The 26,006-nt window shown below is 36.0% G+C and carries 21 protein-coding genes; all 21 read left to right on the top strand.

Features of this window, described 5'->3' with window-relative positions; translation table 11 throughout:
• Nucleotides 1-28 precede the first annotated feature (28 nt).
• The 21 genes from ACKF5P_RS00975 (at nt 29) to ACKF5P_RS01075 (ending at nt 25,910) form a co-directional block, all read left to right on the top strand.
• On the top strand, nt 29-382 hold the full coding sequence (locus ACKF5P_RS00975) for a (2Fe-2S) ferredoxin domain-containing protein (RefSeq protein WP_408955648.1): 354 nt from the start codon (nt 29-31) through the stop codon (nt 380-382).
• Nucleotides 383-413: 31 nt separating this feature from the next.
• Entirely contained in the window at nt 414-2,213 is a 1,800-nt protein-coding gene (gene nuoF / locus ACKF5P_RS00980) for an NADH-quinone oxidoreductase subunit NuoF (RefSeq protein WP_408955649.1), read from the top strand.
• 25 nt (nt 2,214-2,238) lie between these two features.
• Nucleotides 2,239-4,941, top strand: a complete 2,703-nt coding sequence (gene fdhF, locus ACKF5P_RS00985) for a formate dehydrogenase subunit alpha (RefSeq protein ID WP_408955650.1) — start codon at nt 2,239-2,241, stop codon at nt 4,939-4,941.
• Nucleotides 4,942-5,681: 740 nt separating this feature from the next.
• The gene (locus ACKF5P_RS00990) at nt 5,682-5,807 is read left to right on the top strand and encodes a hypothetical protein (protein ID WP_408955651.1); all 126 of its coding nucleotides are present in this window, start codon (nt 5,682-5,684) and stop codon (nt 5,805-5,807) included.
• Nucleotides 5,808-5,824: 17 nt separating this feature from the next.
• Entirely contained in the window at nt 5,825-6,961 is a 1,137-nt protein-coding gene (locus ACKF5P_RS00995; protein WP_408955652.1) for a DUF362 domain-containing protein, read from the top strand.
• An 87-nt stretch (nt 6,962-7,048) separates the two neighbouring features.
• Nucleotides 7,049-7,720 (top strand): RNA polymerase sporulation sigma factor SigH, encoded by a 672-nt coding sequence (sigH, locus tag ACKF5P_RS01000; RefSeq protein ID WP_408955653.1) that lies wholly within the window; start codon nt 7,049-7,051, stop codon nt 7,718-7,720.
• 258 nt (nt 7,721-7,978) lie between these two features.
• A complete protein-coding gene (locus ACKF5P_RS01005; protein WP_408955654.1) occupies nt 7,979-10,021 on the top strand; it encodes a sigma-54 interaction domain-containing protein in 2,043 nt (680 codons plus the stop codon).
• Nucleotides 10,022-10,045: 24 nt separating this feature from the next.
• Complete coding sequence (locus ACKF5P_RS01010; RefSeq protein ID WP_408955655.1) at nt 10,046-11,191, top strand: M20/M25/M40 family metallo-hydrolase; 1,146 nt, start codon at nt 10,046-10,048, stop codon at nt 11,189-11,191.
• Nucleotides 11,192-11,531: 340 nt separating this feature from the next.
• Nucleotides 11,532-12,752 (top strand): NADP-dependent malic enzyme, encoded by a 1,221-nt coding sequence (locus ACKF5P_RS01015; RefSeq protein ID WP_408955656.1) that lies wholly within the window; start codon nt 11,532-11,534, stop codon nt 12,750-12,752.
• Between the two features lie 98 nt (nt 12,753-12,850).
• On the top strand, nt 12,851-14,266 hold the full coding sequence (locus ACKF5P_RS01020; RefSeq protein WP_408955657.1) for an aspartate ammonia-lyase: 1,416 nt from the start codon (nt 12,851-12,853) through the stop codon (nt 14,264-14,266).
• 208 nt (nt 14,267-14,474) lie between these two features.
• Nucleotides 14,475-16,322 (top strand): DEAD/DEAH box helicase, encoded by a 1,848-nt coding sequence (locus tag ACKF5P_RS01025; RefSeq protein ID WP_408955658.1) that lies wholly within the window; start codon nt 14,475-14,477, stop codon nt 16,320-16,322.
• Nucleotides 16,323-16,497: 175 nt separating this feature from the next.
• Nucleotides 16,498-17,220: a ComF family protein gene (locus ACKF5P_RS01030; RefSeq protein WP_408955659.1), complete on the top strand. Its 723-nt coding sequence runs from the start codon at nt 16,498-16,500 to the stop codon at nt 17,218-17,220.
• 479 nt (nt 17,221-17,699) lie between these two features.
• A complete protein-coding gene (locus ACKF5P_RS01035; RefSeq protein ID WP_408955660.1) occupies nt 17,700-18,113 on the top strand; it encodes a flagellar protein in 414 nt (137 codons plus the stop codon).
• Between the two features lie 403 nt (nt 18,114-18,516).
• Nucleotides 18,517-18,810: a flagellar biosynthesis anti-sigma factor FlgM gene (flgM, locus tag ACKF5P_RS01040; RefSeq protein WP_408955661.1), complete on the top strand. Its 294-nt coding sequence runs from the start codon at nt 18,517-18,519 to the stop codon at nt 18,808-18,810.
• Nucleotides 18,811-19,051: 241 nt separating this feature from the next.
• Nucleotides 19,052-19,531 (top strand): flagellar protein FlgN, encoded by a 480-nt coding sequence (locus ACKF5P_RS01045; RefSeq protein ID WP_408955662.1) that lies wholly within the window; start codon nt 19,052-19,054, stop codon nt 19,529-19,531.
• Between the two features lie 141 nt (nt 19,532-19,672).
• Nucleotides 19,673-21,466, top strand: a complete 1,794-nt coding sequence (gene flgK / locus ACKF5P_RS01050) for a flagellar hook-associated protein FlgK (RefSeq protein ID WP_408955663.1) — start codon at nt 19,673-19,675, stop codon at nt 21,464-21,466.
• Between the two features lie 700 nt (nt 21,467-22,166).
• Nucleotides 22,167-23,054, top strand: coding sequence for a flagellar hook-associated protein FlgL (gene flgL / locus ACKF5P_RS01055; RefSeq protein WP_408955664.1), 888 nt, complete (start codon nt 22,167-22,169; stop codon nt 23,052-23,054).
• A 146-nt stretch (nt 23,055-23,200) separates the two neighbouring features.
• A complete protein-coding gene (locus ACKF5P_RS01060; protein ID WP_408955665.1) occupies nt 23,201-23,773 on the top strand; it encodes a DUF6470 family protein in 573 nt (190 codons plus the stop codon).
• A gap of 107 nt (nt 23,774-23,880) precedes the next feature.
• On the top strand, nt 23,881-24,336 hold the full coding sequence (fliW, locus tag ACKF5P_RS01065) for a flagellar assembly protein FliW (RefSeq protein WP_408955666.1): 456 nt from the start codon (nt 23,881-23,883) through the stop codon (nt 24,334-24,336).
• Between the two features lie 10 nt (nt 24,337-24,346).
• Nucleotides 24,347-24,601 carry a carbon storage regulator CsrA gene (gene csrA / locus ACKF5P_RS01070; RefSeq protein WP_408955667.1) on the top strand — a complete coding sequence of 85 codons (255 nt, stop codon included), beginning with the start codon at nt 24,347-24,349 and terminating at the stop codon, nt 24,599-24,601.
• 496 nt (nt 24,602-25,097) lie between these two features.
• The gene (locus ACKF5P_RS01075) at nt 25,098-25,910 is read left to right on the top strand and encodes a flagellin (protein ID WP_408955668.1); all 813 of its coding nucleotides are present in this window, start codon (nt 25,098-25,100) and stop codon (nt 25,908-25,910) included.
• The last annotated feature ends 96 nt before the right edge of the window (nt 25,911-26,006 follow it).

Below are 26,006 nucleotides of genomic sequence, written 5' to 3' on the forward strand. Positions count from 1 at the left end.
TTAGCACAAATAAGTGGAGGTGATAGGAATGAAATCATTAGTAGAGTTAGAGGAGTTAAGAGAGCAGGCTCAAAAGAAGTTACAAGTTAGAAATAGTTCTGGCAAGCCCAAAATTATTGTTAGGATGGATGACTGCGGAATTTATGCCGGAGCAAGGAAAACTTTAAAGCAGATTTTAGCTGAGGTCAAGCAGCGAGACTTAGATGTGATAGTTACCCAAACAGAGTGTAGTGGTCAGTGTGACCATGAGCCAGTAGTTGCTGTTAAATTACCAGAAGAGCCTAAAATCACTTATGGTGATGTCACTGCTAAGAAGGTGGAGCAGATTATTGTTGAACATCTTGTTGAGGGTAATATTGTAAAAGAGTTAGAACTAAAATAATAATTGTAATTTTAAGAGGAGGGAAGAAGAGGTGGATCAATCAATTTATAGATCTCATATTTTGATTTGTGGAGGGACGGGATGTGTTTCTTCAGGATGTAAAGAAGTTAGAAGTTCTTTAGAAGGGGAGTTGGCCCGTCATGAGTTAGAAGATGAGATTAAGGTTTTAGAAACTGGCTGCCATGGTTTTTGTGAAAAAGGGCCACTCATCATTGTTTATCCAGAGGGTGTATTTTATTGTGAACTGAAACCAGAGAATATGGAAAGATTGGTTGAAGAACATATCTTAAAAGGAAAGATAGTAGAAGATTTTTTATATCAAGAACCAGTAACCAATGAAAGTATTCAGTCTTATAAAGATATTGAATTTTATAAAAAGCAGGAAAGAATTACTTTGAAAAATTGTGGATATATCAATCCCGAGAAGATTGAAGAGTATATTGCTACTGGGGGTTACCAGGCGATAGGAAAAGCTTTGACCAAGATGACACCTCAAGAAGTTATCGATGAAGTTAAAGATTCTGCTTTAAGAGGCCGTGGAGGTGCAGGTTTTCCTACCGGTCTTAAGTGGCAGTTTGCTAGTGAAGCAGAAGGTGATAAAAAGTATGTGATCTGTAATGCAGATGAAGGAGACCCAGGAGCATTTATGGACCGTAGTCTCTTAGAGGGAGATCCGCACCGAATAATTGAAGGGATGATCATTGCTGCTTATGCAATTGGAGCTGATGAAGGTTATGTTTATGTGCGAGCAGAGTATCCATTAGCAATTAAAAGGTTAAGGATAGCTATTAAAGAGGCTGAAGAGTATGGTTTATTAGGTGATAATTTGTTTGGAACAGGTTTCAACTTTGAGCTACATATTAAGGAAGGAGCAGGGGCTTTTGTTTGTGGAGAAGAGACTGCTTTGATGGCATCAATTGAGGGTAAACGAGGTATGCCACGACCACGACCTCCTTTCCCAGCTCAAAAGGGGTTATGGGGTAAACCATCAAACATAAATAATGTTGAAACTTATGCTAATGTGCCGAATATTATTCGAGATGGTGCTGAAACTTATAAGCAAGTAGGAACTGAAGGTAGTACTGGAACTAAGGTCTTTGCTCTAACTGGTAAGATCAACAATACCGGTTTAGCAGAAGTACCAATGGGAATTACTATGCGTGAGATTATTTATGACATTGGTGGTGGAATTAATGATGGTAAAGAGTTTAAGGCAGTTCAGATTGGTGGGCCATCTGGTGGATGTTTACCAGAGGATAAATTAGATCTAACGATCGATTATGATTCATTGCTTGAAGTTGGAGCAATGATGGGTTCTGGTGGATTGGTTGTGATGGATGAAGAAACTTGTATGGTCGATGTAGCTAGATTCTTCTTGGACTTTACCCAAAGTGAATCCTGTGGTAAATGTACTCCTTGTCGAGTAGGGACTAAACAGATGTTAGATATTTTAGAGCGAATTACTATTGGAGAAGGGCAAGAGGGTGATATTGAGTTATTAGAGAGGTTGGCTGAAAATATTAAGAGCACTTCTTTATGTGGCTTAGGTCAGACAGCACCGAACCCTGTTTTAAGTACTTTAAGATACTTCCGTGATGAATATGAAGCTCATATTTATGAGCAGAGTTGTCCAGCTGGTGCTTGTGAAGAATTACTAGGTGCTTATATAATCGATGGAGAAGCTTGTGTAGGCTGTACTGCTTGTACTGATGTGTGTCCAGTTGATGCAATTTCTGGTGAAGCTAAAGAAGAGCATCAAATTGATGAGGATGCATGTATTGCTTGTGGAGTTTGTGTAGAGAAATGTCCAGTCGATGCAATTACCCAATAAATAAATTATTAAAAGGAGTGATAAAATGGAGACTATTACTGTAACAATAGATGGTCAACAGGTTGAAGTTGACCAACAGGTTAATTTATTAGATGCAGCTAATAAATTGGATATAGAGATACCAACTCTTTGCTATCATCCAGATTTGACCTTACATGGTTCTTGTCGAATCTGTGTTGTAGAAGATGCAGAAAGTGGCAATTTATTGGCTTCTTGTGCTACACCTGTAACTGATGGAATGAAGGTTAAGACTTCTAGTGATAAGGTTATAACAGCACGTAAGATGAATCTTGAATTATTACTTTCTGATCATCCTAATGACTGTATGACTTGTGAAGCGGATGGAGCTTGTCAGCTGCAGGAATTAGTTTATGAGTATGGTGTCACCAAGCCGAGCTTTGGTTTAATGGAAGAGCAAAAGTTTGAAATTAAGAATGAGAATCCATTCATCGAGTTTGATCCAAATAAATGTATCTTATGTGGTAAGTGTGTTAGAGTTGACAACGAAGTTCAATGTTCTGGAGCGATTGATTTTACAGAACGTGGTTTTCAATCAAAGGTAGGAGTTCCTTTTGATCAGGATTTAGGAGCTGATCATTCTAGTTGTGTTTTCTGTGGACAGTGTGTAGAGATGTGTCCAACAGGGGCTTTGGCTTATAAACCTGCTAAAGGTTTAGGTAGAGATTATGAGCTAGAAGGAGTACAAACAACTTGTCCCTATTGTGGAGTTGGCTGTCAGATTGAGCTGAAGATTAAGGATAATAAGATTGTTCAAGTAGGCTCTGTCTATCAAGAAGATAGCCCTAACCCAATTGGAGAGACTTGTGTTAAAGGTAGGTTTGCTTATGATTTTGTTGATCATCCTGAGCGATTGACGAAGCCATTGATTAAAAAGGATGGAGAATTTGAAGAGGCTAGTTGGGATGAAGCGTTAGATTATGTAGCTGATAAGTTAACTACAATTAAAGAGGAAGATGGTGGCCAAGCAGTTGCTGCTTTGACGTCAGCTAGATGTACTAATGAGGAAAATTATCTGTTACAGAAATTTATGAGAGGGGTTGTGGGCACAAATAGTATAGATCACTGTGCCCGGTTATGACACTCTGCTACAGTGGCTGGTCTAGCCGCAAGTTTTGGTAGTGGAGCTATGACAAACTCTATTGGTGAGGTTGAACAAGCAGATACAATCTTTGTAACTGGATCAAATACTACTGAAGCACATCCAGTAATCGCTAGTAAGATGAAGAAAGCTGTTAAGAATGGAACTAATTTAATTGTAGCTGATCCAAGAAGTATTGGTTTGACTGAAGTAGCAGATATTGCTGTTACTCAAAAACCAGGAACGGATATTGCTTTATTAAATGGCTTAATGCATGTCATTATTGATGAAAAATTATATGATGAGGTTTATGTTGAACAGAGAACTGAAAATTTTGCGGATTTAAAAGAGGTAGTTAAGGAGTATACTCCAGAAAAGGTAGAAGAGATTACAGGGGTTGCTGCTGAAGATGTTATTAAGATGGCTCGAATGTATGCTGCGGTAGATAAAGCAGCGATCTATTATGCGATGGGAATTACTCAGCATAAATCGGGTACTGCTAATGTATTTGCGATTGCTAACTTAGCAATGTTGACCGGTAATGTAGGAAGAGAAGGTGCAGGGGTTAACCCACTACGAGGTCAAAATAATGTACAGGGAGCTTGTGATCTAGGAGGATTACCTAATGTTTATCCTGGCTATCAAAGTGTTGAAGAGTTAGAGCTTAAAGAAAAGTTTGAATCAGCTTGGGGAGTAGATGAATTATCTGCTGAAGCTGGTTTGACAGTAGTAGAGATGATGAACAAAGCAGCTGAAGGTGAATTGAGAGGATTGTATGTTATGGGTGAGAATCCAATTCTATCTGATCCAGATCAGCAGCATGTAGAAGAGGCTTTAGAGACGATAGAGTTTTTAGTAGTTCAAGATATCTTCTTGACTGAAACTGCTGAATATGCTGATGTTGTATTTCCGGCAGCTTGTTTTGCAGAAAAGGATGGAACTTTTACAAATAGTGAACGACGGATTCAATTTATAAATAAAGCTGTTGAGGCTCCTGGAGAAGCTATGACTGACTGGCAGATTTTCTGCGAGTTAGCGAAGCGAATGGGCTATGAGATGAATTATTCATCTCCAGCAGAGATTATGGCTGAGATAGCAGAGGTAACTCCAATCTATGGTGGAATCTCTTATGATAGGCTAGAAGATGAAGAGTTGCAATGGCCATGTACAGATCCAGATCATCCTGGTACTAAGTTTTTGCATGAAGGTGAATTTGCTCATGGGAAGGGAATTTTTCATCCAGTAGAGCATATTGCACCTATTGAAGCAGCAGATGATGAGTATGGTTATATTATGATGACTGGAAGAATGCTTTATCACTTCCATGGTGGAAGTATGACTAGACGTTCAGCAGCTGTCGATCAGCATGAGCCAGATGCTTATGTTGAGATCAATATAGAGGATGCAAAAAGTTTAGGAATTGAAGATGGCGATCGAGTCAAAGTTGCTTCTCGTCGGGGTGAAGTAGAGACTTATGCTCGGATAGGTAGTATAGTAAAACCTGGTGAGGTCTTTATGCCATTCCACTATGCTGAAAGTCCAGCTAATAGATTGACCAATGCTGAGCTTGATCCAATAGCTAAGATTCCTGAATATAAGGTATCAGCTGTTAAGGTTGAAAAAGTTTAATTAGTGACTAGTCATTAGTAATTAGAAATAATAAGGGCCAACTTCCTTAAATTAGGGGGTTGGCCCGTTTATATTTTAGAGTGGTTTTGACTTTAAGGTTTTAACTGTCAACTAAGATAAATTATCAGAAAAGTTTGTGAAAAACTTGACAAGTTGATTTATTGTGGTATAATATAGGTAGTAAAGGCGAATGATATAAGTTTATAAGTAAATACTTAGGTAGCTTATTATTAAAATTTTTAGTATGCTTGTGAAAAAATTAACTCCCTGCTAGAGTTCTTAGAGTAGTAATCCTTTGAAATAAGGCGATAACCTGATAAGTGTTAGTGATTACTACTCTAAGTTATTTATCTAGGGCAATACTTATTTTTCTAATATAAAGCCTCCTTTTGTAATTTTTTAAAATAAATAGTGTAGCTTTGGCTCTTTAATCCCTATTAATAGGGATTAAAGAGCCTTTTTTTATAGATGTAAAAATATATTTTGTTTAGAGGTGTTTTTTGATATAATAAGATCGTAAAGAGCAGTGAATAATTAATATTGAATATTGAATAGTTAAAATCTAGAGTGTTATTACAAAACAGCTTAAGTCTAAGGCTGAGGAAATGGTTTTTATTACGAAGGGTTTTTATAAACCCGAAGGTGAGGTTAAGTTAACCATTAAAACTATAAGGTCTTAGGCCTTACTCAAACTTAGACTTAACCTTAAACTTAATTCAGTTTTTTTGTGGGGGTTTAAAATGAAAGAAAATGAATTTGAATTATTAGAATATGGAATTTTGGTAATTCTAGTTATAATCTTGCTAACTATAATCTATGTTATATTAGGAGGAGAAATCCAGGATTTAATTATTATCTTTTACTAAAATTAGGAGTTGATAAGATGGAAGTTATAGCAACTGACTGCCAAGAATATGAGCTGAAGTCAGTATTGAAGAAGGTTAGAGAGGCCTTAACTAAATTACAAGTTGAACAATTGGTTGTTAGAGGTGATAAGGTATTATTAAAACCAAACTTATTAAGTCCTCACCAACCTGAAGCAGGAATTACTACTCATCCTGTTGTAGTGGAAGCTGTAATTAGATATTTTCAACAATTAGGAGCAGAAGTTAAGGTAGGGGAGAGTTCAGGGGGGATGATGGTCAATCAGTCTCTGACTGAGCAAGCATTTGAAAAGACAGGGGTATTGGCTGTCTGTCAGAAGTTAGATGTTGAAGTGGTCAATTTTGATCGAGTTTCTACCAGAGTGCTCAGTAGTGATAAATATGAGTTTCCATTACCTGAGGTATTATTGGAGGCTGATCTGGTGGTGTCATTACCTAAATTAAAGACCCATAGCTTAACCTTATTTACTGGAGCAGTTAAGAATTTATATGGTTGTATTCCTGGAATGAAGAAGGTAGAATACCATCGAAGTTGTCCCCACCCAGTTGATTTTTCAGAGTTAGTTGTTGATATTTTTGAATTGGTCAAGCCTGATCTAGCAATAATGGATGGAATAGTCGGTTTAGAGGGGAATGGCCCAGGCTCTACTGGAGATGCCTGTCAGATGGGGGTTATTTTGGCCAGTCAAGACCTGGTTGCTTTAGATACAGTAGCTGCTTCTTATTTGGGTTATACTCAAAATCAAGTGCCAATTACTCGGATAGCTGCTGAAAGAGGGTTAGGAAGCAATCGATTGGAGCAGATAGAAATAATAGGAGGTTATCAACCTAGTCAACAAGAGTATCGATTACCATCTAATGCTTTATTGAGTTTATTACCTAATTGGTTATTACAACCTTTATTTGGTTCTTTATTATCTCAACCAATAATTAATCAACAGGAATGTATTGAGTGCCAACTTTGTGTGCAAAGCTGTCCACAAGAAGTGATTATTGAGCGGCAAGGTTTGGAAATAGAAGAAGAAGGTTGTATTAAGTGTCTGTGCTGTCAAGAGCTATGTCCTCAAGAGGCAATAACTGTCAAAGAGCATTCGTTAGTCAGACTAATTAGGTCAATTAAGGAGTTTTTAGGCTAATTTTTGACTAGGTATTTTTAATATGGTATAATTAATTGTGTTTATTAGAGGTAGAATTCTAAAAAAAACGCACGAGGTGGGGATAGAATGAGTGAAGCCAGTAAAAAAGTAGATTTAGAAAGTAAATATGAAGAAATGTCTGAACATGAGTTGATCGGATTAGCTCAAAAGGGGGACAAGCTGGCTGAGGAATACTTAATCGATAGTAATATTGATATTGTTTATGCCAAGTCCAAATTATTTTATATTAAAGGATTAGATAATGATGATGTAATCCAAGAAGGATTGGTAGGGTTACATAAAGCAATTAGAGATTATAAGGTAAAGAGAGAAGCATCATTTCGCGGTTTTGCTCATTTGTGCGTCAATAGACAACTTATATCAGCGATCAAGACAGCTAACCGCCAAAAGCATATGCCGTTGAATAATTCCACTTCTATTGATAAAAAGTTGAAGTATTCTAAAGATGATGGGGGGCGGGGGCGAACTTTATTAGATATTTTACCTGATCAAAATAATGATCCTGAAAGAAACTATGTCAATCGTGAGTTAGTAACAGAAGTAATCTATCAATTGCGTCAGATGCTAACCGAGTTAGAATGGGATGTATTTGATAAGTATATCCAAGGTAAATCTTATAAAGAGATTGCTCTAGAGATTGAATGTAATGTTAAAACAGTCGATAATGCATTACAACGAGCTCGCCGTAAAATTGATGAATTAAAAGAGAGATTGACTGAGGAAATAAAAGAATACTAACATAATCAACAGAAGTTGTCCATCAAGGGCAACTTTTTAGTTTTTCTAGACTAATAAATGGATATTTTTAATTAAAAATAGAAGATAGATCCATCTAATTATAGTAAACTATGTAATTGTAAAGCCTAAGTATATTAACTGAGTCATTGGTAAGTGATTTTCAATATAATTAGTAACGATAGTAAATAGTAAAGTAGATATTGGATAGTTTCAAATGGAGTGTTATTTTAACTATCATTGATTTCCGGAGGGATATAGATGATTAAGCAAGAATTAGCAATTGTAACTATTAGTGAAGTAACAAATAAGTTGTTTAAAGAGCAATTAAAGAAGGTATTACAGGATAGAGTAGAGATAAAGAGCTATTTAATTGGGGAGATTGAGCCTGGCATTATTGATTCAAAGTTAGTATTAGCAACTAATTCTTTAAAAGAAAAATTAGAGGATTATATATTAGAGGCTGAAGATGTTATTTTTGCTAGAAGAGCTTTGGAATTATCATCTTTAGAGGAGTTGATTAAACTCCCAGATGATAAGGAGGTCTTATTAGTTAATAATACTGAGATGGCAGCTTATGAAACTAAAGAGATTTTAGAAAGAGTAGGTATTGATCATATTAACTTAGAGCTCTTTTATTCTGGAAAAGAGTTAGATAAAAAGATAGATTTAGCTATTACTCCCGGTGAAGATAAATATGTGCCTGATACTGTCAAACAGGTGATTGATATCGGTAGTAGAATTCTTGATCTAACGACAATTATTGAAGTTTTAATTAAACTGAATTTATTAGATGAGAAGGCTAATTTATTAGTGACTGAACATATTAAAAGGTTGGTTAAATTGAGTAAGGAGTTATATTGGAATACTAAGAAGGTTGAAAGGGTTAACCAGATGCTAGAAGTTGTAATTAATCATGTTCATGATGGAGTTATCTATGTTAATCAAGAAAAGAAGATTGAGTTATTTAATCAAAAAGCAGAAGAGATTTTTGAGATGAAAGCTGAAGAAGTAATTGGGGTTGAGGTAGAAAAAAAGATAACTAACACTAAGTTAAACTCTATCCTTAAAACAGAGAATAAGCATATAAATGCTTTACAGAGTATATCAGATAAGAAGATAGTAACATCTAGAGTACCGGTTAAGCAAAATAATAAAGTAATCGGGGCTCTAGCTACATTTAAGGATGTTACAGAAGTAAAAAAATTAGAAGAGAATTTAAGAAGAAAGTTAAAGGATAAAGGTCATATTGCTAAATATGAATTTTCTGATATAGTTGGAAATAGCAAGAAACTTAATGAGACGATTCAAAAAGCCAAGAACTTAGGAGGAAGTGAATCTACAATTTTGATTCAAGGGGAGAGTGGGACAGGAAAGGAGCTCTTTGCTCAATCAATTCATAACTACTCTAAACGAGGTAGAGAGCCATTTATTGCTGTTAATTGTGCTGCTTTACCAGGTAATTTATTAGAAAGTGAACTGTTTGGTTATGAAGAAGGGGCCTTTACTGGAGCAAAAAAAGGAGGAAAGCCTGGCGTCTTTGAGTTGGCCCATACAGGAACGATATTTTTAGATGAGATTGGTGATATCCCTCTTGATATTCAAAGCCGTTTGTTAAGGGTTTTGCAGGAAGAAGAAGTGATGAGAATCGGAGGAACCAAGGTAATCCCAATTGATATTAGGGTAATTGCTGCAACTAATAGAGAATTACGTAAATTAGTTGAAAATAATGAATTTCGAGAGGATTTATATTATAGGCTTAATGTTTTACCATTAAAGATTCCTGCATTAAGAAAGCGGAAAGAGGATATTCCATTGTTGATTGCTTTCTTTTTGCAGAAGTTTAATGCAGATGATTTGAATTTTTCGGAAGAGGTTAAAAGTAGGCTATATAATTATAATTGGCCCGGTAATGTTAGGGAGCTGGAAAATTGTATAGAGTATATTTCACAAACTTGTAATGGAGAAGTAGGAATAGGAGATTTACCTCCTCATTTTCATGAAGAAGATAATATTTTAGATTCAAATCTAGAACGGATAAAGCAAGAATTAGAGGAGTTAGGAGATATAAAGGAGTATCTATTTATTTTAAATGAGCTCTATTTAGCAAAACAGGAAGAAAGAAATATAGGGCGAAGAGAGATAGCTAAAAATGCCAATGTTAATAAGATACATCTCTCATCACATATGGTAAGAAGTAGATTAAGAAAATTAGAATTATCTGGTTTAGTCAGTATTGGACAAGGAAGACAGGGGACTAAAATTACTGAAGAAGGTATTAGTTTCTTAGAAGGGTTGCTATGACAATGGAAGAAAGGGGTTATTGAAGTGAGCTGTGAAGAGGAAATTTTTCAATTTATTGATTCTAACTTAGATAGATTTATTGAAGAAACGATTATGATTCAACAGATTCCGGCTCCAACATTTCAAGAAGAGGATAGAGCTGCTTATATTAAGGAAAGGTTTGAGCTATTAGGACAGGCCAAGGTAGATAAAGATAAAGTAGGTAATGTGATAAATAGCTATATTATAAATGAAGACTTGCCTACCGTAATGATTACTGCTCATCTGGATACCGTCTTTTCAAAGGAAGTAGACTTGGAAGTGAAGAGGGAAAGAGATAAAGTTTCAGGGCCAGGGCTTTGTGATAATAGTTTAGGATTAAAAGGACTATTGGTGTTGGCAGAAATAATAAATAAATTCGAAGTAGAGCTTAATTATAATCTGATTTTAGCAGCTACGGTAGGAGAAGAGAGTAAGGGCAATCTAAAGGGGATGTCTCAATTGATGGAGAGTTATCAACATCAAGTGGATACAGTCATTGTATTAGAGGGTAATGGTTTAGGTAGGATTACTCATCAAGCAGTCGGTAGTAGCCGCTGGAGGGTAAAATTTAGTGCTTTAGGGGGGCATAGTTGGAGTGATTTTGGTAATTCTAGCGCTATTCATACTATGGCAAAGGTGATTAGTAATTTAGCTAATTTTGAATTACCAACTGATCCACAAACAACTTTCAATATAGGCAAAGTAACTGGAGGTCAGACAGTTAATACTATTGCTGCTACTGCACAGATGTTGTTAGAGGTCAGATCGTTGAGTAAGGATCTTTTAATAGAAATAGATCAAGATTTTAGGGAGACTATCCAAAATATTAGTCAACAAGATAAAGTAGAGGTTAACTTTGAAGATTTGGGTACTAGACCAGCAGGCAGGTTAAATAGAGAAGATCCATTAGTCAATTTTTTAGTAAGAGTTCATCAGAAACTAGATATAAGTTCTAATTTTAAGCCGGCAAGTACTGAAGCAAATTTACCATTGAACTTGGGGATTCCTGCTGTAACGATAGGGTTAACTGAGGCTGCTAATTTGCATTCAACAGCAGAATACATAGAAGTTGGCCCGGTAAAGAAAGGATTACAGCAGTTAGTATTAATTATAATACAGATTGATAATTATTTTAAAAACTTAACTTGAAAAATAGAAAAGTAGTTATCAAAAGAGTCTAGAAATTAATTCCTAGACTCTTTATTTTTAGGCAATTCTATCTCTGGAATAGTATAAATGGTAAAATGGGTAATATAAAATGACTATTGGGTTGTATTGGGTATTTAGTAGATAATTAAAGGTGAACTTTTTTTACTTTTTATTCTTGAATCTTCTAATTAGTGGGTATTTAGCTCTGTAAAAAAGGACTAAAAAGAAATATGTTATTTTTTACATAAGAAAAGCCTAAGATGAAGAATTTGGTATAGAATATGCATAAATAAAATAATGAATCGTCCTTAAAAAGGAGAGTAAAGGGGGAGGGTATATAGTGAGCTTAAAAGAGAAAGCATTAGATTTGCACAGGAATAATCGAGGAAAATTAAAGGTGGAAGCAAAGGTAGCAGTAAAGACAGAAAATGATCTATCATTTGCTTATTCTCCTGGGGTGGCTGAGCCTTGTCTGGAGATACAAAAGGATAGAGAAAAGGTCTTTGATTATACAAATAAATCTAACTTTGTAGCTGTGGTCAGTAATGGTAGTGCGGTATTAGGATTGGGTAATATCGGGTGTGAAGCTTCGCTTCCGGTAATGGAGGGTAAAGCATTACTCTTTAAAGAGTTTGGAGGGGTAGATGCTTTTCCAATCTGTCTAGATGAAGATGATCCTGATCAATTGGTTGCGACTGTTAAGCGAATGGCTCCAGCATTTGGGGGGATTAATTTAGAAGATATTAAATCGCCAGAGTGTTTTTATATAGAAGAACGGCTTAAAGAAGAGTTGGATATTCCAGTCTTTCATGATGATCAGCACGGAACAGCTATAATTACTTTAGCTGGATTGATAAATGCTTTAAAGCTGGTTGGTAAGAAAAAGGAGGAGCTTAGGGTAGTTGTCAATGGAGCTGGAGCAGCAGGAACAAGTATTACTAAGTTGTTGTTGGCTGAGGGTGTTGAGGAAATAGTTGTTGTTGATCGGCAAGGGCCAATCTATGAAGGCCAAGATGGTTTGAGCGAGAAGCAAGAGGAGTTGGCCCGTTTAACCAACCGAGAAAATAAGACAGGAAGCTTAAGTGAAGTAATTAAAGGGGCAGATCTCTTTATTGGAGTTTCGGTAGCTGGGGTATTAAAGAAGGAGATGGTAAGGGATATGGCTGAGAATCCGATTATATTCCCACTGGCCAATCCTGAACCGGAAATTTGGCCCGAGGATGCTTTAGCAGCAGGGGCCAAGATAGTAGGGACTGGTCGTTCTGATTATCCAAATCAAATCAATAATGTAATGGCTTTTCCTGGAATTTTCCGTGGAGCTTTAGATGTTAGAGCCAACGATATAACTGAAGAAATGAAGATAGCCGCTGCTTATGCCTTAGCAGGACTTGTCTCTAATGAAGAATTAGCAGTTGATTATGTAATTCCTAAGCCATTCGATAAGAGAGTTGGCCCTCATGTAGCTGCCGCTGTAGCTGAGGCAGCAGTTAAATGTGGGGTAGCACGGATTAATATTGATTATGAGACTGAACTAAAGAATGCTAGAGAAGTGATGCGGTAAATCAGCTGTTAGCAAGGTCAAAGGCAGTAAGCAGCTATAAATCAAAATCAGGAATTAGGAATTAGAAATTGAGAGTGAAAATTACAGGAGGGATACCAATGGCAAGAATTGAAAAGGATTTTTTAGGAGAAATGGAGATTGAAGATGGAGCATATTACGGAGTACAAAGTAAGAGAGCGGCTCAAAACTTTATGGTGACGGGAGCTTCTATCCCAGGTGAGTTGATCCATGCATTAGGGATGGTTAAGCAAGCAGCAGCTAAGGCAAATATGGGCTTGGGGTATCTTAAGAAAGATAAAGGGCAAGCCATTATCCAAGCTGCCAAGGAGCTAACAAAAGGAAAGTTTGATGATGAGGTGATACTGGATCCGATCCAAGGTGGAGCAGGAACCTCTATCAATATGAATGTTAATGAAATAATTGCTAATAGAGCATTAGAAATTTTAGGTTATGAGAAAGGTGATTATGATCGGATACATCCAAATACTGATGTCAATATGGCCCAATCAACCAATGATGTAATACCTACTGCGGTTAGAATAGCTACTTTAAGAAAGGTTGATGGATTGATTGAAGCTGCTAAGATGGTCAGTAAAAGGTTAGGAGAAAAAAAGGAAGAATTTGATGATGTCTTGAAGATGGGAAGAACCCAACTACAGGACGCTGTGCCAATCAGATTGGGCCAAGAGTTTGGGGCTTATCAAAAGGCAGTTGATCGTTTTCTGAAGCGGATTGAAGGAGTAAGAAGTGATCTAACTGAGATTAATTTAGGTGCGACTGCGATAGGAACCGGATTAAATGCTGACCCAAAATATATTGAACTGGCTATTAAGGACTTAAGAAAGAGTACAGGCTTGAATTTGAAATTGATTGATAATTTAGTTGATGGTACACAAAACACTGATATTTTCGTTGAGGTATCTGGACGATTAAAGACTTTTGCTAGTAGCTTATCTAAGATTGCTAATGATCTTAGGTTGTTAGATTCCGGGCCAAAGGCAGGGTTGAATGAGATTAACCTACCAGCAGTACAACCTGGTTCATCAATTATGCCTGGTAAGGTCAATCCAGTAATTCCTGAAATGGTAAATCAAGCCTCTTTCCAGGTTTTAGGTAATGATCAGACTATTACCCTAGCTTCGGAAGCAGGGCAGTTAGAGTTGAATGTAATGATGCCGGTGATAGTCTTTAATCTATTACAGTCAATTAAGGTTTTGACCAATGCCAATCAGATATTTGCTGAAAAGTGTATCAAGAATATTACGGTTAATAAAAAAAGATGTGGTGAATTTGTTGAACGTAGCGTAGGGGTTATTACGGCACTTAACCCCCATATTGGTTATGAGAAAGCATGTGAAGTTGCTAAGAAGTCTCTAAGAGAGGGTAGATCTGTGAAAGAGATTATTATTGATGAAAATATTATGGATGAAGAGAAGTTAGCAGAGGTATTGAATCCGATTGAGATGACAGAACCAGGAATTGCAGGCAAGCAATTATTGCCTAAGGAAGCATAGGCTTTATAGAATTAAATTGCCAGGGTATCCCAGAAAAGGACACGATATATATCGTGTCCTTTTTGCATTGAGAGTAAAATTGAAGCTATATATCAATAACCCCTTATATCTTTGATACTTGACGTACCTAACGGTTTTATCATTGACATCTAACGGGTGAAATAGTAAAATATACATAAATGTAAATAATTGTAAAAGAGGTGGTGGAATGGAGCAACAACGCCCAATGATTTATCTATTAGCAGACCAGACTAAATATCTACTTGGTCTATCTATTTTACCTGAGTTGGATGCTAAGTATTATCTACAACAGGGGGTTATAGGGCAGGATTTTAAATTATTTCTGTTGACAGAGGAATTGGATTGGGGAGTAGGGGAGTATCTATATCAGAAGATAACTACTGCTCAAGAGAGAAGAGGGGCCAACTTTGATAATAGATTGGTAGCAGGAGGAATATTCAGTTTCTTATTAGATTTTGATCCATTGAGTAAGGTAGTTGAAGATAAGAAGATAGAGATTGCTGAGGTATTGAGACAGTTTAAATTGGTAACTAAAGTCACTAAAGAAGAGGTGGCCAAACAAGAGGTCTTGGTTACTTCATTTCCCCGTTCAGTAGAGTTTTATCAAGTATATAAATTACTAGCAGGGCAGAAGTTATATTATAGTGAGATCAGGCAAGTGGTAAGAAAGAATAGACTGGTGGTTAGGGATTTAAGTAAGGTTTTATTGTACTTAAAGCTATTAGGCCAACTAGAGATAGTTCCAGCAATCAAATATAGAATAGGTTCGATCAGTTGCCAGCGATGTGGTAGTCAGCAGGTAGTTGAGATTGAGTGTGGTTATTGTGAAAGCTTAGATTATCATTGTCAGGAATGTTTGATGATGGGGGAGGCTAGATTATGCCGACCATTGTATTTAATTCCAGCTATGGAGGCTGAATCTGAGTTGAAGTTTATTGAACCTAGGTTGGAGTTTGAATTGACAACACTACAACAGGATGTCTCTGATCAACTGGTTGATTTTACGCGACAAGATTATCAACAAGCTTTAGTCTGGGCAGTCTGTGGTGCCGGTAAGACGGAAGTAACCTTTGCTGTAATTGCAGAGTTATTAAATAAGGGACGACAGGTTTTATTTGCAATTCCTCGACGAGATGTAGTTGTTGAGTTGGCTGAAAGACTACGGGAGGCATTTCCTGAAGTCAGTATTAAGGCTCTTTATGGTGGGAGTGATGAACGCTATCAGCAGGCTGAATTGGTGATTGCAACCACCCATCAGGTCTTACGATATTATAGAGCTTTCGATCTAATTATCTTAGATGAGATGGATGCCTTTCCCTATCAAGGAAGTGAGATCTTAAAGCGGGTACTTCAAGAGGCGAAAAAAGATCAAGGGCAGATTATCTATATGACTGCTACCCCTGGACCAGAGGAGTTTGCAGAGTTAGAAGAGGGTCGCTCCAAGTTGATTAAATTATCAGCTAGATACCATGGTTATCCACTACCAGAGCCTGAATTGCTGACAGCAGAGATTCAATATCAGCAAGAGGAGGGGGTTGTTGAGCTAGGTCAGCTTGTATTGGATAAGTTGTGGTTATCGGTTGAGGGGGATGGAGCTCAAGTCTTTCTCTTTGTTCCTAGTAGGGATTTAGTGGAGTTGGTCGTTGATTATTTACGTTCTCAGTTTCCAGAGGTCAACGGAGTCAGTTGGGTACAAGGTAGCCATTCTCAGGATCAACGTCGCGAAGAGAAGCGGGAAGGTTTTTTGGCTGGAGATTATCCGATTTTAGTTTCGACAACTATCATGGAGCGGGGTGTAACGGTGGAGAAGGCTAATGTCTTGGTCTTATTTGCTGATTGGGAGTATATCTTTAATCATCAGACTTTGATTCAGATGGCTGGACGATCAGGTAGATCGCTTACTTATCCTGAAGGGAGGGTCTGGTTTATCGGTAATGATAGCAGTGATGAGATGGAGCTAGCGAGGGATATGATCTGTGAGTTGAATCAGGATGCACGGAGGAAAGGATACTTAAATTCAATGAATAATGAATAATTAAAGATCAAAAGCTTAAAATCAAATTCGGTGAACCACGAATGAACCCAAATGAGCACTAATAAAAAACAATAGTTTAAGGTTAAGCCTAAGTCAATCATAAAAAATAGAGAACAATGAGCCACAGGTTTTAATCTGTGGTGTTGATGAAACACAAACACGAGGAAGTGATCAAATGCTGTCAAAAGTATATGATTTTATCTTAGATTTATTATACCCCGCCTGGCCAAGCTGTCCAGCTTGTGGGCGGGAGTTCAGTAGTAGTGAGGTTGGGCTTTGTTTTGAGTGTATCGAAGAGATTGAATTTATAGGTGATGATTATTGTGTTAAGTGTGGTAAGTTAACTAAAAATAAGTTATGTCTTGATTGTAGGGAGCAGGAACGTTTTTTTAGTAAGGCACGGGCGGTTGGTCTTTATGATGCGGGGTTGAAGGAGTATATTAAGCAGTTAAAATATGATAAAAGGCAGCAGTTAGCTACCCCACTGGCAAGGTTGTTAATTAGATATGCCGAGCACTACTACCAGATTAATGAGCTGGATTTAATAACATATATCCCTATTCATAAGCAACGTCTAGAGGAGCGGGGTTTTAATCAGGCTTATCTGTTGGCCCAGCAATTAAGTCAGGAGCTTAGATTGCCAATTAAGTCACTATTGGCTAGAATAGTAGATACTGCTCGGCAGAGTGATTTGGCCCGGCAGGAGCGGTTACAGAATTTAGCGGGCAAATTTGAGGTGGAGAATCAGCAGCTAACTAAAGGACAGAGGGTATTACTGGTCGATGATATCTTCACCACAGGAGCAACAGTCAATGAAGCTAGTAGATTGTTACTAGAAGCAGGAGCTGAAGAGGTTAAGGTAATCACATTGGCCACTGGAAAAGATTTTGTCAGATAACAAGGAATTTTCTCAGAAATAGAGAATAATATTAGTAACTAGTTAATCGTGACTGGTAATTGGTGATTAGGTTAGAACTTAATCAATTATTATCCACGTTAATTTAAGACAATTTTTAGCATTGTATATGTTCTAAGTGAAGCTTTATTACAATATTGTGGCATTTTTGATTTGGCGGGTAGAAATGATATTTGTAGGGGCAGGTCTCTGTGCCTGCCCATGTTAAATCACGGGCGACCACGGAGAGTCGCCCCTACAAAAACACATTCTTTTACGAACGAAAAGTGCCACTAAATATCAATAAGAAGTAAGATGATTAGAAATCTATGTATTAAGATAACGTCCATGACTAATTATTAGTATTTTTAGTTAGAAGAAGATATTGAAGGTTGAAGGATTTAGTTTTTGATTTTGATATTTTGAAGTTAACTATCAAGTATCAACTCTTAATTATCAATTAAATTCGGGGGGTGGCTGAAGTGGGAATAAAAAAATGTAAAGATTGTAAACAGATCTTTGCTCCTGTACGAAAGGAGAAGAAGTGTCCAGACTGTCGAAGAAAAGAAGAGGAGAAATTCAAGCTTGTAAGAGATTATTTATGGGAGAATCCTGGGGCGATGATAGAGGAGGTACATCAAGATACTGAAGTGGAGAAAGAGTTGATTCGTGAGTTTGTGAGGGAAGGTCGCTTTGATCAGATGGGAGAGCTAGAACTATCTATTGATTGTGAGCGGTGTGGAGTTCCAGTCTCTAGTGGCCGTTTTTGTAAGAGTTGTCGAGATGCTTTGCAGGAGGGTTTTAATAAGGCTAAGAGTAAGAAGAAAAAGAAGAAAAAACCTAAGGAGAAGAAAGGTAGTGGGATGTTTACTAGGAATCGACGTGGAAAAAGTTAATATCTTTCGCGAGAGGGGTTTAAGGTAGGAAGACTGTTTATCAGTCAGTTAATCTGCCTTAAGCCTTTTTTATTGTTTGAGATTGGGATTAATTAAAGTTGAGAAATTAACGATAAGTTAAAAAAGCATTGAATATTTAATAATGAATATTGAATAGATGAAAGAGTAATGAATATTTAATATTGAATAATTAATAGTGGATTTTTTCGTCACGAAAGGTTCGAAGAACCTGAAGGGAAAAGGAAAGGAATAAATGTACAATGTACAGTTAAAAACGAAGTAATACAGAGTAATTAAAAATCAAGAGCGTTAGAAAATCGCAAAATCAAATTATTTAATTCAATAGAATCAGTACTAAGTGTTCAAAGCTCAAGACTCAAAGCTAAACAAAGGTGGTGGTAAGATGAAAATTGATCAGAATAAACAAGCGAATTTGGCCCAGGTTACTAATAAGTATAATAAACAACAACACCAGGATAAAAAAACTGGTAAAGAACAAAGGAAAGATAGAGTTTCCTTATCCAAGGAGGCTTTGCAATTACAAAAGGTGGAACAGGAGTTGACTGAAGGAGTTGATTCATCAAAGCGTCAGGAGAAAGTTGGTAAGATAAAAGCCGAAGTTCAAGCAGGGACTTATCATATCGATGGAGAAGCTGTAGCGGAGAAGATGCTAGAAACAATAAATAATAGAGGGTAGTTAAAGATCAAAAACTTAAAAGCAGTAACCACGAATCAACACGAATAAAAAGTGGACTATAAATTAATGTCAAAAACAGATGAACAACAGATCATTGCTGATTAAAATGAATTTAAAAAATAAGGAATAGTTTAAAAAAAGCAGTTGACAGTTGCTAATTGATAGTTAATTAATTTTTATTTGAATTCTAACTATTAACTTTAAATTATCAATTGAACTTACACTGTGAAGGAGGAAGCTTATGGCAGAAGTTGAGATAACAGAATTCCATATCAAACAGGCAATCGAAATCTTAAAGGCTGAATATAAAATACATCAAAAAATTTATGAACTAGGTGAGAGAAAACGAGAAGCTCTTCTTGAGCAGGATATGACTAAATTAAATGAGATTGTTAAGAAGGAAGAAGAGGTTGTAGATTATATAGAGGTATTAGAAAAAAAGAGAAGTGATTTAGTAGGTGATCTAAGTATTACTGAATTAATAAAAGAGTCTGAGCCTCCTTATGATGAGAGATTAGGAGAAATAGGGGAGAAGCTATCACTTTTGATGGCCAAGTTGATCGATCTAAATCAGCTTAATAATAAGCTGATTCAAGATGGAATCAAGATGACTAATTTTAGTCTCAGTATGTTGACTGATGATCAAAAAAGTACTTATGGGAAAAAAGGGTTATTAGATAATGGGAGAAAAAGAAGCTCCATTCTTAACCATAAAGCATAGGAAGCGTGTCTGTGTCAGTAATTTGTGTCTGTGGAAAGCATTAAATTCAAATATTATTAGAAACTAAGTTTTTTCCTTAAGGCTTTTTATGGTCTTGAATTTTTACAGATAACGGATAACACAAGAACAGGAGGGAAATTGATGACATCAACATTTGGAGGAATTGAGTTAGCTAAACGGGCGTTACAAACACAACAGAAGTCTTTGATGACAACTGGTCATAATATTGCTAATGCTAATAATGAGAATTACTCCCGCCAACAGGCAGTTCAAGGAACGACAACACCTTATACTGTACCAGGGCTAAATCAAAGTGCTAATGCCGGCCAAATTGGAACGGGAGTTGAAGTAAAAAAGATTGAACGGATGCGGGATAGTTTTGTAGATAGTAGGATTAGAGCAGAAAATCATGGTTTAGGTGAATGGGAGATGAAAAAAGAGAACTTAAAAGAGATTGAGTCCATTTTTAATGAATTAGAAGAGGGGGGGCTGGTTAATAGCTTAGATGAGTTTTGGACCAGTTGGCAAGAGCTTAACAATAACCCCGAGAGTCTAGCTATGAGAGAGACCCTTGTCCAAAAATCAATTACTTTAACGACTCAGATGAATCATTTTGATACGGCTTTGGAGGAGTTTAAAGGGAATCTAGGATCAGAGGTTGAAGGGCGGGTTGATGAGTTTAATGCTTTAACGAGTAGAATTGCTAGTCTCAATGACCAGATTAAGGCGATTGAGACTGATGGAAAGAAGAATGCCAATGACTTGATGGATGAACGAGATGCTTTATTAGATGACCTCTCTAAGTTGGCTGATGTCAGTATCAGAACGACTAAGGATAATGAAGCTAATGTCAGTTTGAATGGAATCAATGTTGTTCAGGGTAAGTTTGCTCATAAGTTAGAAGAGTCTACGACTGGTGAAGAGATGGATGTAGAGGAGAACTTCGTAGCTAGCTTTGATGATGGTGATTATGATTATATTAGAATTGTAAGTGATGATGATGAAGTTGATAATATTGATATTAGTATAGATAATTTTGATAATGATGAAGTTACTATAGAAATTGATAATAATGGAACTAGCGAAACAGTAGAAATAGATATAAATAATCTTGGAAGCCTTGAAGATGAAATTAAGGATATTCTTGAAGAAGATTATAATATAGATGTAAAGAATATTACTATTTTTGAAAATAGATTGAAGAATAAAGTTATTACTGAAGATGATGGAGGGTTTGATTGGAATAATGATGAAATTGATTTAAATAGTGATTTTGAACAAGAATTTGAGGATTATAACTACAGTGTTGAAAAGTATCAGTTCCAGGTTGGAGGAAATAGCGTACAGATCAACAGTGGAGAGATTAAGGGCTTACAGGATGTTAGGGATAAAGTTGATGATTATCGAGTCAATAATTTAGATAGATTAACGCGAAGGCTAGTCAGTGAGGTCAACCATATCCATAGTAATGGCTATGATATGGAGGGTGATGCAGTTGATGAAGGTTTCTTTACTTTCAATACTGAAGATGATGGTAAAGTACCAACAGCAGGTCATATCCAGGTCAATGAGAATATCGTGGATGATCCAAGTAAGATAGCTGCTTCTGCTAATGGTGAACTAGGTGATGGAAGTAATGCTCAACGGATTGCTGATCTTAGATATAAAGGAGATGCTATTAATTCGACCGGTTTTAATGACTATTGGCAGACCCAGACCAGTATGTTAGGGATTGATATCGAACGAGCTGATAGGATGCATAGTAATCAAAAGGTTTTGACTGATGATTTAAAGGCTAAGCGTGATGAGGTGTCTGGTGTCTCTTTAGATGAAGAGATGACAGAGATGGTCAAGTTTCAGCATGGTTATAATGCAGCGGGACGAATAATAACTCGTTTAGATGAGATGTTTAATACGCTTGTTAATGCGATCTAGCTAGTTAGCAATTGATAATTGATAATTAAAAAGCACATGTGTAAAATCAAGAGAATCTTTGGTATTATAAGGGTTTAAGGTAGAGCTTTATTACAATTATGTGTAACTTTTGCTTAGAACCATGAGGGAGATTTCTCGTTCTGAAAGATTTTTTCTGAACTTCTAAGATTCGTCCGCGAATAAATAAGAGCTAGCTAATTTAAAAGTAGGGAAATTAGCTAATTTATACTCTTATTTATTTCTCGACTCATCAAGAAGCTAGACGAAAAAATCTAGATGTCACTGCGAAACATCCCTCATGATTTATAATTAGTTAGGTTTTAGGAAAATTTTGTTTGAGCTGAGCATAGATTCTGTAATTAACTGCCTTAACAGCAATTGTATTTAAAATAAATAATGAATTTAATTTGAAATAGGTAGTTAGCTTGGGTTGCGAGTTTAATTTTCCTTTGTTTTTAAGTTTTTTTCCTAAATTTTTTTGCAGTAAAAAAATTTAGTCGAGGAAGGGCTGGTTTTTAGCCCTCTCGAAACTGATTTTGAAGTTTATTGGTTGAAGATTTTAATTTTAAAAGTGAAACTATATATCAATAAAAAGTAAAGTGATTAGAAGATTATGTGTTTTTTGAGTTTTGATTTTTGAACTTAATTATAAATTGTCAATTATAAACTATAAATTGACTTTAACCGGAGGTGTTTAAAATTGACTCGTGTTACAAACAATATGATGATTCGTGATTTTAAGAATAATTATAACCGAAGTCAAGGTACACTAAATAAATATATGAATCAACTATCGACAGGAAAACGGATGCAGAATGTATCCGATGATCCTTTGAGTGCTACTAAGTCACTGAGTACTAAGAGTACGATTAAGTATAATGAACAGCATACTGAAAATGTTCAAGATGGGATTAAATGGCTTGAAACTACGGATATGGCGTTAGATGATACTGTTAGTACTTTAAGACAAGCAAGAGATTTAGCAGTTCAGGGGGCCAATGATTCATTAACAAGAAACGATAGAGAAAAATTAGCTACTGAGGTAAGTCAACTAAGAGAGCACTTAGTTGAAGTGGGTAATTCTACTTATGATGATCGTTATATTTTTAATGGGACTAATACAACTGAAGCACCTTATCAAAATGATCCAGGTAACTATGTGAATGGAGATGATCCTAAGGGGACTATCTATCGTGAAGTTGGTCAAGGAGTTAAGGTGGATATTAATGTTGTAGGTGAAGATGAACGGTTCAGTTTTAATGATATCTTTGAGCATTTAAAGGAGCTTGAAGATGAGCTTAAAGGAGATGGTGAAGAGATAAGTTCTTTAATTGGAGACATGGATGAAGATATAGAAGATGCTTTAATGGCTCGTTCTAGAGTAGGAGCCAGACAACAGCGGATGCAACTTTTAGAATCGCGTCTAGAAGCTCAAAAGATTAACCATAGTAAAAATTTATCTGAGACTGAAGATGTCGATATGGCAGAGACGATTACTAACCTGAAAATGGAGGAGAATGTCCATCGTGCTTCTTTGGCAATAGGAGCAAGGGTAATCCAGCCAACGTTAGTTGACTTTCTACGTTAACAAAAAATCATTGAATATTGAATAGTAAAAAGCATTGAATATTTAATATTGAATAATTAAAGCTAATTAGAAATCGGTAGTAATTAATACTTAGTGCTTAGTAAAATTAAAGTTCAAAAGTTATAAAATGGCATGGAGGGATTATGATGCGTATACCACAGCTTAATATCAGTCAACGCTCTGGTCAAATTGGCGTTAATAAGATAACTGGTAGTTTTCAGATGGATGCACAGTTATCTGAAATGAATGTTACGTATGATAATCCTAGACCATTTCAAGTTGTTGGTGATGTTGAAATTGATAATCCTTCTGCTATTGTAGAGATTGATCGGAGTAGCTTTTTAGAAGATTTAGGAATCAGAAAATTCAATTCCTATCTTAATTTTTTAGAGGAGCAAGCACACCAAAAGGTTAGTCAAGGAATTGATCAGATAGTACAGGAAGGGGAGCGGTTGGCTAGAATCGAGAACCAAGGTGATCCAATTGCTCAAATTGCTCGTGAAAAGTTTGATGGTGATCGTGTTGAAATTAGATATAATGTGTCTTCTCCAGCGGATATTAATATAACAAGAGAAGATCTTAATGTAGATGTCAATCAAGCTCGAATTAGAGTTGATCTGAACTTTTCTTATCCTCAAGTAGAGGCTAGAGGGGATAAGTATGAGGTATATTTGGCTGAAGAACCTGAATTAAGTATTGAGGTTGATTATCGGGCATAGTAATCAGCCGTCAGCTATCAGCTATCAGCCACCAGTAAAATCAAATGGATTAGATACTATGTATTTGATTGAAGAAAAGATAAATAGCATTAAGGAAGGTGAACTAAATGAAGGTAAAGACTGAGTTATTTGGTGAAATTGAAATATCAGAAGATAAGATTATTACTTTTGCAAAGAGTATTTTAGGCTTTGAAGAGTATACTAAATTTACAATTATAGATAGCTTGGACGATGATCTATTTTATTGGTTACAATCACTTGAAGAGCCTGGTCTCTCTTTTATTATGATTAATCCAGTAGAGTTTGTTTCTGACTATAAAGTTAGCTTAACCGATAAAGTACAGGAAAGATTAGAGATAACTCAAGAAACTTCTGAAGAGGATATAATAATCTATACTCTTGTTGTTGTAGAGAATGATGGAGAAAGAATCAGAACCAATCTTAAAGCACCACTCGTAATCAATGCTGCTAGTAAGAAAGCTGGTCAAATTGTTTTAGAAGCAGAGTATCCAACCCGTTATTATTTATCTGAAGCAGAGAAAAAAGAAGAATTTGTAGGATAGGGGGCCAACTATGCTAATTTTAAGTCGAAAAGAGGATGAAAGTATAATTATAGATGATGAAATAGAGATTAAGGTACTAGAGTTGGATAATGGGCGGGTTAAATTAGGTATTAAAGCCCCCAAAGATATTCCAATTCATCGAGAAGAGGTATATCAAGAGATTCAAGCAGAGAATAGAGAAGCAGCAAAAGCTAAAGGTGGATTGGATAAAAAGTTGAATGATTTATTGAAAAACAGAGCAAATACAGTTGAAGAAGGAGAATAACAGCGATAATTAAATTTAATCGGATTAAAACACTCCATTTAATCTTTTATTTCACTTAAACTTTTTAGCTTTTTAACGATAACTAGAATAGAACAGATGAAATAAAGGTTTACGGTGTTTAGTTGCTAGTAGTAAGGTGGTTTTATAGTTTTAGGTTCTAAATGGTTTCGATTTTAACTAGTTACTAGTCACTAATTCCTAGTCACTAAGTTACGAGTAATTAGCATAGTTGGATTCATTTCAAGTGATTAGTATGGTGTTGATTTTAACTAGTTGCTCATTATTAGTTAATGGATCTAATTATGGTAGTTATTCAACTCTTCTAACTTTATTTAAATGAGTAAAGTTAGAGTGATTAACTACAAATATTCAGTGAACAGTTATTGCTTTTTAGCTAAGAAGTATTTGATGATTTTAGCTGATAGCTGACGACTGACAGCTGACAACTAATAGAAAGCAAGGATGCTTTCTAAAAATATCAAGGAGGATGATAGAAATGAGAATTCAAAACAATATTAGTGCAATGAATGCTTTAAGAAACTTGAATACTACAACTCAGAATCAAGAAAGTTCAATGGAGAAGTTATCATCAGGTTATAGAATCAATCGGGCTGCTGATGATGCAGCAGGATTGGCAATTTCTGAAAAGATGAGAGGTCAGATTAGTGGTTTAGATCAGGCATCAAGGAATGCTCAAGATGGTATTTCTTTAATTCAGACTGCTGAGGGTGCTTTAGATGAAACATCTAATATCTTAAGAAGAATGAGAGACTTAGCTGTACAATCTGCTAATGATACTAATACTACTGATGATCGTGCTAAGTTACAACAAGAGGTAGATGCGTTAGCAGAAGAGGTTGGAAGAATTGCTAGTGATACTGAATTTAATACTATGACATTATTAAGTGGTGGCTTTGAAAACAAAGAATTCCATATTGGTGCTAATGAAGATCAAAATATTACTTTATCTATTGGTGATATGAGTGCTGGAACTTTGGGTGTTAGTGGTTTAAGTATTAGTTCCCAAGGTGATGCTGATTCTGCTATTGATACACTTGATAGTGCAATTGATGATGTATCTGAGGAGCGGGCTGATTTGGGTGCTGTGCAGAATAGACTAGAGCACACAATTAATAACTTAGAGACAACTAGAGAGAACTTACAAGCATCTGAATCTAGAATTAGAGATACAGATATGGCAGCTGAGATGGCTGATATGACTAAGAGTCAGATTCTTTCTCAAGCTGGTACTGCTATGTTAGCACAAGCTAACCAACAATCTCAGGGAGTATTACAGCTTCTAGGATAATTAGTAACCAATAATAAGTAATTTATTAAATTAATAATATAGCCGACCGGCATTTTGTTGGTCGGCTTATTTTAATTATAGTGTAAATAACGTAAA

The sequence above is a fragment of the Natroniella sp. ANB-PHB2 genome (assembly GCF_046097105.1).
Classification (GTDB): Bacteria; Bacillota; Halanaerobiia; order Halobacteroidales; family Halobacteroidaceae; genus Natroniella.